The 11,814-nt window shown below is 61.8% G+C and carries 8 protein-coding genes; 3 read left to right on the top strand and 5 right to left on the bottom strand.

Translation table 11 applies throughout. The features are described 5' to 3' along the window. Positions 1 to 568 precede the first annotated feature (568 nt). Together HX899_RS03910 and HX899_RS03915 are read right to left on the bottom strand one after the other, a co-directional pair. Positions 569 to 3,715, bottom strand: a complete 3,147-nt coding sequence (locus tag HX899_RS03910; RefSeq protein WP_181291662.1) for an efflux RND transporter permease subunit — start codon at positions 3,713 to 3,715, stop codon at positions 569 to 571. Next, entirely contained in the window at positions 3,715 to 4,815 is a 1,101-nt protein-coding gene (locus HX899_RS03915; protein WP_181291663.1) for an efflux RND transporter periplasmic adaptor subunit, read from the bottom strand. Before HX899_RS03915 ends, HX899_RS03910 begins: the two co-directional genes overlap by 1 nt. A gap of 208 nt (positions 4,816 to 5,023) precedes the next feature. Between HX899_RS03915 and HX899_RS03920 the strand changes: the two genes are divergently transcribed. The 3 genes from HX899_RS03920 to HX899_RS03930 all read left to right on the top strand — a co-directional run bounded on the left by HX899_RS03920 (position 5,024) and on the right by HX899_RS03930 (position 8,624). Continuing rightward, positions 5,024 to 5,710 (top strand): response regulator, encoded by a 687-nt coding sequence (locus tag HX899_RS03920; protein WP_105010368.1) that lies wholly within the window; start codon positions 5,024 to 5,026, stop codon positions 5,708 to 5,710. A 2-nt stretch (positions 5,711 to 5,712) separates the two neighbouring features. After that, positions 5,713 to 7,002 (top strand): ATP-binding protein, encoded by a 1,290-nt coding sequence (locus HX899_RS03925; protein WP_181291664.1) that lies wholly within the window; start codon positions 5,713 to 5,715, stop codon positions 7,000 to 7,002. Between the two features lie 167 nt (positions 7,003 to 7,169). Further along, on the top strand, positions 7,170 to 8,624 hold the full coding sequence (locus HX899_RS03930; RefSeq protein ID WP_181291665.1) for an efflux transporter outer membrane subunit: 1,455 nt from the start codon (positions 7,170 to 7,172) through the stop codon (positions 8,622 to 8,624). A 34-nt stretch (positions 8,625 to 8,658) separates the two neighbouring features. Here HX899_RS03930 and HX899_RS03935 read toward each other — a convergent pair whose 3' ends face one another. From HX899_RS03935 to HX899_RS03945, 3 genes are read right to left on the bottom strand one after another with little or no spacing between them, the layout of a single operon-like run. Beyond that, positions 8,659 to 9,495 carry a CoA ester lyase gene (locus HX899_RS03935; RefSeq protein WP_181291666.1) on the bottom strand — a complete coding sequence of 279 codons (837 nt, stop codon included), beginning with the start codon at positions 9,493 to 9,495 and terminating at the stop codon, positions 8,659 to 8,661. Beyond that, the gene (locus HX899_RS03940; RefSeq protein WP_181291667.1) at positions 9,492 to 9,944 is read right to left on the bottom strand and encodes a MaoC family dehydratase; all 453 of its coding nucleotides are present in this window, start codon (positions 9,942 to 9,944) and stop codon (positions 9,492 to 9,494) included. Before HX899_RS03940 ends, HX899_RS03935 begins: the two co-directional genes overlap by 4 nt. Beyond that, a complete protein-coding gene (locus HX899_RS03945) occupies positions 9,944 to 11,809 on the bottom strand; it encodes an acetyl/propionyl/methylcrotonyl-CoA carboxylase subunit alpha (RefSeq protein ID WP_181291668.1) in 1,866 nt (621 codons plus the stop codon). The genes HX899_RS03940 and HX899_RS03945 overlap by 1 nt, the downstream gene beginning before the upstream one ends. Between the last annotated feature and the right edge of the window lie 5 nt (positions 11,810 to 11,814).

The raw sequence follows: 11,814 nt of genomic DNA on the forward strand, positions 1-11,814 counted from the left end.
GATAGGGAGTGCTGCCTCGTTGAACTGTTCGATCTGTCCGGCAAACACGCCCTGATCACCCGGAGCATCGATCACCCCGTTCCTCCAATTGAAATGTCTTCCAGTAGAGCATGACGCTCTATTCGAACGTTTTCAGCGCGGCCTGATTGGATCCCGGGACTTAAGAGAGCAGCAATTGAGATATAATTTTTTGAATCAAGCTTCAGCAACCACCGCCAAATCTCGGCAAATATGACTTTTCGCTCCGCGAAGCGGCAATGCAGAATATTTCGATGTGCCTTGGACACACGACACTCCGGATTGAACTGAGGTCGAACTCTAATAGCTGTGTGGATGTTAAGCGCGGTTAAGGAAGTGTAAAGTTTGGTAAAGGTTCTTTCTGCGACGCAGGCGAGGTAGGCTGTTGGCAGAGAAGATGCAGGACGCGCAGGCGGCGCGAGGCCGCCTGCGGGGGAACACGTCCCGCGGTCTCGTCCCGGGGGAGGGAATTCGACCGAAGAGGTTGCCATGAAAGCCGCCGGTGCGGCCCGTATCGGCTACGGAACCATCCGGCCAATGGCGCAGATGGTCATCTCGGACCTTGCCCTCGCTTCGAAAGCTCGGGCTTGAAGGTGATCGCCGCACGATCGTTGGATGCAAGCGGTTCCGAGTCGGCAGTATCAGGCCCGGTCGGGCGCACGAGGCGCTTGAGCGCCTCGTTGAGGTCGTCGACAAAAGTGAAGATGACAGGGATGACGATGAGGCTGAGCAGCGTCGACATCATGACACCGCCGATCACCACGATCGCCATCGGCTGCCGGAAGCTGGAATCGCCGCCTGTCAGGCTGAGAGCCACCGGAAGCATGCCGAATGCCATGGCGATGGTGGTCATGATGATCGGTCGCGCGCGCTTGTGGCAGGCATCCACAAGGGCATCGAACCGCGACATGCCCTGGCGACGCGACATGATCGCGTATTCGATGAGAAGGATGGAGTTCTTCGTCACCACGCCCATGAGCATGAGCAGCCCGATGACGGCCGACATCGAGAAGCTGGTTCCGGTCACCACCAGCGGCACCAGCGCACCGCCGAGCGAGAGCGGCAGAGCCATCAGAAGGGTGAGTGGCTGCAGGAAGTCGTGGAAGAGCAGGACGAGGACTGCGTAGATGCAGAACACACCGATCGCCATTGCAAGGCCAAAGCTCTGGAACAGCTCCGAACTGCGCTGCAGTTCGCCCTGTTCGACAAGGGTGACCCCCGGCGGCAGGCGTCGGAGTGCCGGCAGAGCCTGCGCCTCGCGGTTGACGTCGCCCAGGATGCGGCCGTTGAGCTCGACGGAAAGAGTGACATTGCGCATCCGGTCGATGCGGTCGATCTCCGACGGACTGCCGCCGATCCGGATATCGGCAATCGACCCGAGATCGACATTGCCGTTCGTTCCAGCCACCCGCATGTTCTTGATGTCGTCGAGCTTCGTACGTGTCTCGGGGCTGAAGCGGACAACGATCGGAACCTGGCGCTGCGGCAGGTTGAGTTTTGGCAGATCGGCGGAATATTCCCCGTTCGTCGCTACGCGCACCGCCTCGGCGATGGCGCTCGACGTCACCCCGAGCGCTGCTGCGCGGGCGAAGTCGGGCGTGATCTGGATCTCGGGCGCCTGCCTGGCTGCGGTCGATGTCACCGCGCCGATGCCCTGCAGCGTGCGGAGCTGCTCTTCGAGCGCCGTGCTTGCACTGTCAAGCGCGTTGGCATCGTCACTGGCAAGGGTGATCTCCAGCTTCGTGCCGTTGCCGCCGCCGCCGACCGCGACCCGCACACCGGGAAGGACCGAGAGCGCCTGCCGGATGTCGTTTTCGATTTCCGACTGTTTGCGATCGCGCTCGCCGATGGGCGACAGCACAGCGACGATCGTCGCAGATCCGACGCTGCTCGTGGTGCTGGAGTCGGGGCCACCGCCCGAGGATGCGGAACCGACCGAGGAAAAGACATGTGTCACGTCCTGGAGCTTGCCGACGATATCGGCGGCCTTCGTGGTCGTGGCGTCCGTCTGCTCGATAGTGGCACCCGGCTGCATGGTGAGCGTGATCTGAGCTCGCGCGTCGTCGGAAGCGGGCAGGAAGCCGGATTTCAGGAGTGGGATGGTGGCAAGCGAAAGTGCGACGACGGCGGCAGTCACTGCCACCGTGGTTTTCCTGCGGTGCATGGCGGCTTTCACGATTGCCAGATAGGCGCGCATGATGCGGCCGTCCTTTTCCTCAGTCGGATGGGCCTTCATGAAATAGGCGGCCATCATCGGCGTCAGCAGGCGTGCGACGACGAGTGAGACAAGGACGGCAACGGCGGCGGTGATACCGAACTGGCGGAATATCAGTCCCGGTATGCCGCTCATGAAGGCCGTCGGCAGGAAGACCGCGACCAGCGTGAAGGTGGTTGCGATGACGGCGAGCCCGATCTCGTCGGCTGCCTCCAGAGCGGCGTCGATCGGCCGCTTGCCCATCTGCAGGTGACGGGCGATGTTCTCGACTTCGACGATGGCATCGTCGACGAGGATGCCAACCACGAGCGACAGCGCAAGCAGAGTGACGATGTTCAGGCTGAAGCCGGCGAGATACATAACGAGGAAGGTCGGTATGACCGACAATGGCAGCGCCACCGCCGACAGGACCGTCGCACGCCAGTCCCGAAGGAAGAGCCAGACGACGACGATCGCCAGGATCGCTCCTTCGTACAGCATGTGCATCGAGCCGTCGTAATTGTCGAGGATCGGCCCGATGGTGCTGTAGGCCTCCTCGATCTGCACGTTGGAATGCTTGGCTGCGAACGCTTTCATTGCCGTGTCGACGTCGGCAGCGACACCGCTGTCCGAAAATCCGTTCGAGCGCTTGATCTCGACCGCGACCACCGGTTTGCCGTCGAGATAGGCCATCGAGGACCGCTCGGCGAAGCTGTCCGTGACGGATGCGACATCGTCGAGACGAACCTGCTGCCCGTTGGCCAGAGGAATTCTGAGCTCCTTCAGAGCATCGACCGACGCCACGGCGCCGAGCGTGCGCAATGTTTGACGAGTGCCGCCAATCTCTCCAAGGCCACCTGACGTATCGGCCTGAACCGACTTCAATTGCGCCGACACAGTGGTCGCCGTCACACCGAATGCCGCCATCGTTGTCGGATCGAGGTCGACGTGAACCTCGCGGTCGACACCGCCGATGCGGTTGACCTGTCCGACGCCCGATACCGACAGGAGCGCCTTGGTCAGATCGTTGTCGATGAACCAGGAGAGCTCGGTTTCATTAAGGGCGGTAGACTGGATGGCATAGGTGACCAGCGCCGAACTCTGCACGGTGACTTTGGTGACGCTTGGCGTTTGCATCTGCGCCGGCAGATCGGCCTGTGCGCTGTCGACGGCGTTGCGGACCTCGTTCAGGGCCGTTTCGCTGTCCTTCTCCAGTTTGAAGGACACGCTGATCGACACCGTGCCATCGGTGATCGTCGTCGTGACGTGGTCGAGATAGCTCAGCGAGGCAAGATTGTCCTCGATCGTGCGGGCGACCTCCGTTTCGAGCTGCGCCGGCGCGGCGCCATCGAGCGTCGCGGTAATTTTGATGGTCGGGAGGTCCATATCGGGGAAGTTCTGGACCGGCAGATGCTTGAACGCCAGGAAGCCGCCGACGGCAAGCATCGCAAAGAGCAGGATTGCCGGTACGGGATTGCGGATCGAAAATGCAGAAAAGTTCATCAACCTTCTCCCGCAGTCTTCACGAGATCGTTGTCCGACAGAAACGCTCCGCCCGACGTCACCACTCTCGCCGACTTATCTATGCCGGAGACGATCTCGACTTCGCCGTCGTTGCGGCGGCCGGTCTCCACCCGCACCCGCCTTACCCGCTTGTCCTCGCCGGCGGTGAAGACGTAGTTTATGCCGTCACGGAAAACGATCGCCGTCTCCGGAACCGTCAGCGCCGGCGTGGTCCTCAGTTCGATAGTGCCGGTGACATAAAGGCCGGTGCGCGGCTGAACATCCTGGGGAAGCGCGACATAGACGATCGCCCGGCTTGTATTGGTGTCGATCGAAGGTCCGACGAGCCTTACCTTGCCCTGAATGGGACGTCCGTCCGGCCCGTCGATGTCGACGCTCAATCCTTCCGAGATGCGTGAGAGGTAACGAGCCGAAACCTCGGCCTGCCATTCGACGCGCTGCTGGCGGACCAGGCGAAACAGTTCGGTGCCCGACGAGACGACCGCGCCGAGTTCGGCCGATCGCGAGGTTATCAGACCGTCGTCGACGGCCGTGACGGTTGTCTGGTCGAGCTTGATCTTCTGGCTGTCGAGCGCCGCCTCTTCAGACGCAAGACTTGCCGTCGCCGTCTGTTCGTCGGCGAAATATTCGACGATCTTTTCATCCGAGAGGGCGCCCGAAGAGCGAAGCTGGCGAGCCCGATCGGCATTGGCCTTCGCCTTTGTCAGGTTTGCCTTAGCGGTCACGACGGCCGCCTCCTGCTTGCGAAGGTCGGCCTGCACGCTGTCCTGCGACATCAGGACGAGGGTCTGCCCCTTCTTAACCACGGAGCCGACGTCGGCCAGGATTTCGGTTACGCGCTGACCACTCGTCTCGGAAGCGATGATGGCTTCCTGCCAGGGCTTCAGCCAGCCGCTTGCGGGAACGGTTTCCGGCCAGTCCCGCTCAGCGGGCGTCACCAGCGAGACGGTAAGGGCGGGTGCGGCGGATTGATCCGCCATGGCACTGCGCAGGGGAAGCAGGAGCGCTGCTGCAACAAGAGCGGCAGCGACTATTCTGGGCGGTTTTCTCAACGATGCACTCCTTGTGGTCAAAGGCATGGGTGCCTTTTCCCGATCCGTGCCAACTCGATGAAGGATTGCGGCTCATGTTGAGGCAACCCGATCCTGGCTCGCGGCGATGTCATGGAAGGATAAGTAACGGGGTGAACGTTAAGTGCGGTCAAGTTAGTGTTAAGTTAGGTAAAACTCGGTCGCGCGACTGTGTTTGTGCTGTATGGCTGACAAGGATCAATGACGGACGAAGTGAATGAACAAGGTTCTCCTCATCGACGACGATGCCGAGCTGACGACGCTTCTGCAGGAATATCTGGTCGAAGAAGGATATGAGGTCGTCACCGATACGGACGGTCGCGCCGCGATTGCCGCTGCTGCCGGCAATACGGTCGATATTATCGTGCTCGACATCATGATGCCTCGGATGAACGGGATCGAGGTTCTGCAGAGGATCAGGAAGCTCAGCCAGGTCCCGGTCCTGATGCTGACCGCACGGGGCGATGACGTCGACAGGATATCGGGTCTCAATCTCGGCGCCGACGACTATGTGCCGAAGCCATGCTCACCGGGCGAACTTGCGGCGAGGTTGCGCGCCATCCTCCGTCGGGCAGGTCAGCCGGCCGCCGGGGCGACGACCGACACGATAAGGGCGGGAAAACTCGTGATTCATCCGAGCAGCAGGATCGCCGAATGGCGCGGCGAAAGCTTGGAACTGACGGGCACGGAATTCAGCCTGCTCGAGGTCCTCGCTCGCAGCGCCGGCCAGCTCGTGTCGAAGCAGGACATTTCGAAGCGGGCCTTCGGCAAGCCGCTGACCCCGTTCGATCGCCGTATCGACGTCCATATCAGCAGCGTTCGTCAGAAGCTCGGACTGAGGGAGGACGGACAATCCTGGATCCAGTCCGTTCGCGGCCAGGGCTATCAACTTCTCGTGGACTGACCATGCCCCGGCTTTTCTGGAAATTCTTCACGACGATCTGGCTGACGATGGCGGCGACAGTTGGCGTGATCTTCCTGCTCGTCAATTTTCTCCAGGGGGTTCCTTTTGCGCGCGAACTGGATGAAGAGCGGCGAGCGATCACCCTGAACCTGACCGCAAACGTGCTCTCAAGAGATGGCGAAGATGCCGCCACGTATTTCGTACGCACAAACGAAGAGACGCTACCGCCTGGTCTGACGATTTCCAAAACTGCGAAAGCCGATGCCTGTGCGGTTCCAAAGACCGTCGATACAAGATCCGTCGAGAAGGACGGGATTTGCTATCAGATTTCCCTGCCGGTTCGGGCTACTTTCACCTTCGACGCCATTGGTCCGTTCATACCGTGGCTGGCGATCCTGATTTCGAGCACGATATCGGCAGGCGCACTTGCCCGGTACCTCATTCGTCCCGTCGTGCATCTGCGTGATGGTTTGAGCGCGCTCGCCCATGGCCGCTTCGACTTCCGCATCGGTGACAAAATGGCCGGCCGAAAGGACGAGGTCACCGCGCTTGCGCATGACTTCGATTCCAGCGCCGCCCGGCTTCAGGAGCTGCAGGATGCGCAACAGAGGTTGTTCCATGATGTCTCCCACGAGCTACGTTCGCCTTTGTCCCGCCTGCAGGCCGCTGTCGGCGTCCTCCGGCAGAGCCCGGCGAAACTCGGCGCCATGCTGGACCGCATGGACCGGGAGGTCGAACGGCTCGATGCGCTGGTTGGCGAAGTTCTGACGCTTGCGAGGCTGACTGCGGGATCCGGCCTTCCGCTGAAAACGCACACTCTTGATGTCATCGAACTCCTGAACGAAATCCTCGGCGACGCGGCATTCGAAGCCCAGGCACGGGAGGTGTCGATCACAACCAGTGTCGAGGGCACCTTCCGCGCCGAGGTCGAAGGTGAGCTGATCTACCGGGCGCTCGAAAACGTCGTCCGCAACGCCGTCAAATACACGGCCGAGCATTCGCACATATCAGTAGCTTGCGAGGCGACGACCGACCGCCTCAAAATCTGCGTTACGGATCAGGGGCCAGGTGTCAGGCGAGACGAACTCGAACGGATCTTCCAGCCGTTCTCACGCGGGACAGAGGCCGTGCCAAGAGGCGGATACGGCCTGGGTCTGGCAATCACCAGGCAGGCCATCGAACGCCATGGCGGGCGTGTGCATGCGTCATTGCCTGATGCCGGTGGCCTGGCAATCACCCTGGAGCTTCCGAGGCGGCCGATGCCCTATGGCTTGGCGGACGAACACGTCTGAGGACCAATCGACGAAGCTTGAGGCGGCGGTGGACGAGGCCGCGCAGCTCTGTGGAACCGAGATGTGCGACGGGACCCGGATTTTACCTAACTTTACAGTGTCTTTACCGCCATTAACGTTGGTGCCGCTAAGCCTGAACCTACGATCCCGGTTCAGAAAGCTCGCCAGTGAGTCCGTCGCTCTGCACGAAAATATCATCCCTGCGCTACGCCGCATCGGCGATCACACTTCTGCTGGCAGGCTGCGTTAGCGGCCCGGATCACGTTCCCCCACAGATGCCGCTTCCTGCTAAATTCGCAGACGGCGGTAGCAAAAACAACGGCAATGTCGTGACGGCGCAGTGGTGGACGGCCTATCGTGACAAGCGGCTCGACGGCCTAGTGGTTCATGGCCTCAGCGAGAACCTTGATGTCCTGCAGGCGCTCGAGCGTATCAATTCGGCTTCTGCCAATGTCACGGTTGCCGGTGCCGGTGGCCTGCCGAGCCTCGATGTCGACGCATCGCACACGGTATCCGGCGAAAAGGGTTCGCAGCGTACGACGATCGGCACCACGAACACGACAGGCGGCGAGGCCAGCCTTTCCTGGCTACTCGACATCTTTGGCCAGTACCGTCGCTCGAGGGAAAGCGCCATCGCCTCGCTTGGGGCCGCCTACGCAACGGCCGACGATGCGAAGCTCTCCTTTCTGAAGGACCTCGTCTCCAGCTATGTCGACGCCCGCTATTATCAGCAGCGCATCGCGCTTTCGCAGGCGAATTTGAAGTCCCGTCAGGAGACCTACGAACTCGCGCAGCTGCAGCTTAAGGCAGGTGCGGCCTCTCGCCTTGACGTCGTTCAGGCCGAAGGCCTTGTTCAGTCGACGAAGTCAGATATCCCCGGCCTCGAACAGAGCTTCACCGAATCGGCCCATCACATTGCCACTCTGCTCGGGATGCCGGCGGCCTCGCTGATGGACGAGCTGCAGAAAAGCGCCGGCCAGCCGGTTTTCCGTGGCGACATCCGCGCCGGCATTCCGGCCGATCTCATCCGCAACCGTCCCGATATCCGCAAGGCCGAACGCGAGCTAGCGGCGGCGGTCGCCGATATCGGTGCTGCCGAAGCCCAGCTCTACCCGTCGATCTCGCTATCCGGTTCGATCTCACCGAGCTGGGTCAAATCATCCGGTGCCAGCGGCGGAACCCTGACCAACTGGTCCTTCGGACCGACGCTCAACCTGCCGATCTTCGATGGCGGCAAATTGCGTGCGAATGTCGATATCGAAAAATCCGATGCCAAGACCCAATATCTCGCCTGGAAAGAGGCAGTGCTGAATGGGGTCGAAGAAGTGGAAAACGCCCTGTCGGCCGTTCGCAATGACACGCAGACGTTGGAGCCGTTGCGCAGACAGGTAAAAACGGCGCAGGAATCGCTCGCGCTTTCAACGACGAGCTACAAGCAGGGCGCTTCGTCGCTGCTTGATGTCCTGGACGCTCAGCGTTCCGTCTCCGATGCCCAGGCAAGTCTCGCAGCGACTGTGCAGCAGGTTGCCAAGGATTATGTAGATCTCTACGTCGCCGTCGGTGCCGGTTACCTCTCCCGACAAGAGCCAATCGCCTCCGAGCGAACAGCGAAGTCAGACTAATTGGCCGAAGACGGTCAAGCGAGCGGCGCGCTGGCTATCGGCCTGATATCTCCAGGATGCGGATCGCCAGCTTGAGATGCGGCAGGTCCAGCATGCGTCCGTCGAGCTGAATGACGCCTGCGTCGGGCCTGGCGGCAAAGGCGGCGGCAACTTTCTCCGCCCAGGCGATTTCGGATGCATCCGGCGTGAAGGCGTGATTGATCACTTCGACCTGGCTTGGATGGATGGCCATCATGCCGGAAAAGCCGTCGCGCCGGGCGCGGCCGACATAGGCCCTGAGACCGTTGAGATCGCGGAAATCGGGATAGACGGTGTCGATGGCCGGAATGGCGGCGGCGTGCGCCGCAAATAGCGTCAGCGAGCGGGCAAGCTCGAAAGGCGGCGTATAACGGCCATCCGTCCTGCGCGCGGTCGCAGCCCCCATCGCGGCGGGCAGATCCTCGGCACCCCAGGTCAGGCCGCAAAGGCTCGCCGAGACCTCTCGGTAGCTGCCGATTTCGAAGATCGCGGATGGTGTTTCGGTTGCGATCGGCAAAATGGGGATTTCAGATGCAAGAGAGCCTGCGAGTTTCAGCACGGAGGCGGCACCCTCGGCCTTCGGCAGCACGATCGCGAAAGGATGAAGGCCGCTCAAAGCGGCAAGGTCGTCTTCGAATTCTGGCGAGGCGAGGGGATTGATGCGGATCAGAAGAGGGGTCTCGCCGGCATGATGCAGGACGAACTCGTGCACGCTCTCGCGCGCTTTCGCCTTGTTTAAGGGCGCAACCGAATCTTCCAGGTCGAGAATGATGGCATCGGCGCCCGAGGCGAGCGCTTTTTCGAAACGTTCCGGCCGGTCACCGGGCGCAAAGAGCAGCGAGCGCAGCCTCATGACGGCTTCACCTTCAGCATTGCCGTGCGCAGGCACTGGCAGACGATCTCGCCGCGCTGGTTCAGCGTGATATGCCGGAAGGTGACGATGCCGGCGTCGGGGCGGGAGTTCGAGCGGCGCAGTTCTATCACTTCCGTTTCCACTCGCAGCGTATCGCCGATGAAGACCGGTTTTGGCATCGTCACCTTGTCATAGCCGAGATTGGCGACGAGCGTGCCGAGCGTGGTGTCGCCGACCGAAAGGCCGACGGTGAGCGCAAAGGTGAAGGTGCCGTTGACGACGATCCGGCCGAATTCGGTGCCGGCCGCATAGTCGGCATCGAGATGCAGCGGCTGCGGATTGTGGGAGAGCGTCGTGAACAGCAGGTTGTCGGTCTCGGTGACCGTGCGGCGGATGTCGTGGGCGATGCGGTCGCCGACTGTCCATTCGTCGAAATAACGGCCGGCCATCAAATCTCCTCCTTCACAATGCTGACGACCAGCTGGTTCTCCGAGACCCTGATCCCCGAGGAAACCTGCAGTTTTTCGACGATGCCGTCGAAGGGCGCACGCAGAGAATGCTCCATCTTCATCGCTTCAACCGTCAGTAGGCGGTCCCCCTTGGCGACACGATCGCCGTCGGCGACCTCCACCGAAATGACGAGGCCGGGCATGGGCGAAAGGATCGCGCCATCGCCGGCACCCTGACTTGCTTCGACTTCGCTCGCGACGGGCAGGCTGATCGGCCAGGCATTGCCGGCCTCGAAAAGCACCGTGGTTTCACCGATCGTGACGGTATTGGCCTCAAGCTCCGGACGTGATTGCCCCCAATGGAGGTGATCGCCGATCCGGATGCGCACCCTCCTGTCATCCGCGCCGGCGATGCGGAACCCGGCAAGCGCGGACCAGGGATCACCATCCTTTTTTCTTGAAAGCAACGTGGCCGCGGTGTCGATCGCGATTTCGCTCGGCTCCGTCGCCACCAGGCTATCGCCATGGCGGTCGAGAAAGCCGGTATCGATCCGAGCTGCGCGAAAATCCGGATCGACGGCGATGCGGGCGAGCAGGCCGGCATTGGATCTGACCGGCCAGACCTCGATGCCGGCGCAGGCGGCTGCGAGCTTCGAGAGTGCGGCCTCGCGGTTCGGCCCATGGGCGATGATCTTGGCAATCATCGGATCGTAGAAGGCGGTGATTTCATCGCCTTGTTCGACGCCGCTATCGACGCGGACCGTTTGCGGCAGTCTGAGATGGTCGAGCCGGCCGGTCGAGGGCAGATAGCCGGCGGCGGGGTTTTCGGCATAGAGCCGGGCTTCGAACGCCCAGCCGTTCATGACGATCTCGTCCTGCGTTTTCGGCAGTGGCTCGCCGCTTGCGACCTTCAGCTGCCACAGCACCAGATCTTCGCCTGATATCGCTTCGGTGACAGGGTGTTCCACCTGCAGCCGGGTATTCATCTCCATGAACCAGATCCGGTCGGGATGCAGGCCCTCCGAGGCATCGGCGATGAATTCGATGGTGCCGGCGCCGACATAATTGACCGCTCTTGCTGCCTTCACTGCCGCATCGCAGATCGCAGCGCGGGTGGCGGCATCGAGACCAGGGGCGGGAGCCTCCTCGATGACCTTCTGGTGCCGGCGCTGCAGTGAGCAATCGCGTTCGAACAGATGCACGCAATTTCCGAGCTGATCGGCGAAAACCTGCACCTCGATATGGCGCGGATTGGCGATATAGCGTTCGATCAGAACACGGTCGTCGCCGAAGGAGGCAGCCGCCTCCCGGCGACAGGAGGCGAGAAGTTCGGCGAAATCTTGCGCGCGCTCGACGCGGCGCATGCCCTTGCCGCCGCCGCCGGCGACGGCCTTGATAAGCACGGGATAACCGATAGTGTCCGCCTCGGCCGCCAACCTCTCTTCGCTTTGGTCCGGTCCGAGATAACCGGGGGTCACAGGCACGCCGGCCGCCTGCATCAATTCCTTGGCGGCATCCTTGAGGCCCATCGCACGGATGGCGGCGGGCGGCGCACCGACCCAGAGGATGCCGGCCTTTTCCACCGCTTCGGCAAATCCGGCGTTTTCCGAAAGGAAGCCGTAACCGGGGTGGACCGCCGCAGCGCCGGTTTGTCGGGCGGCCTCCAGGATGCGTTCCTGCGAGAGATAGCTTTCGCGGGCCGGCGAGGGGCCGATGGCGATCGCCTCGTCCGCCTCCGTTACGAAGGGCAGGCCGGCATCGGCCTCGGAATAGACGGCGATGGTGCGGATGCCGAGCGACTTGGCGGTGCGGATGATGCGGCGGGCGATTTCACCCCTGTTGGCAATGAGAAGGCTTTCCATCATCGCCG

This window comes from Rhizobium sp. WYCCWR 11146 (assembly GCF_013591995.1).
GTDB lineage: Bacteria > Pseudomonadota > Alphaproteobacteria > Rhizobiales > Rhizobiaceae > Rhizobium > Rhizobium indicum.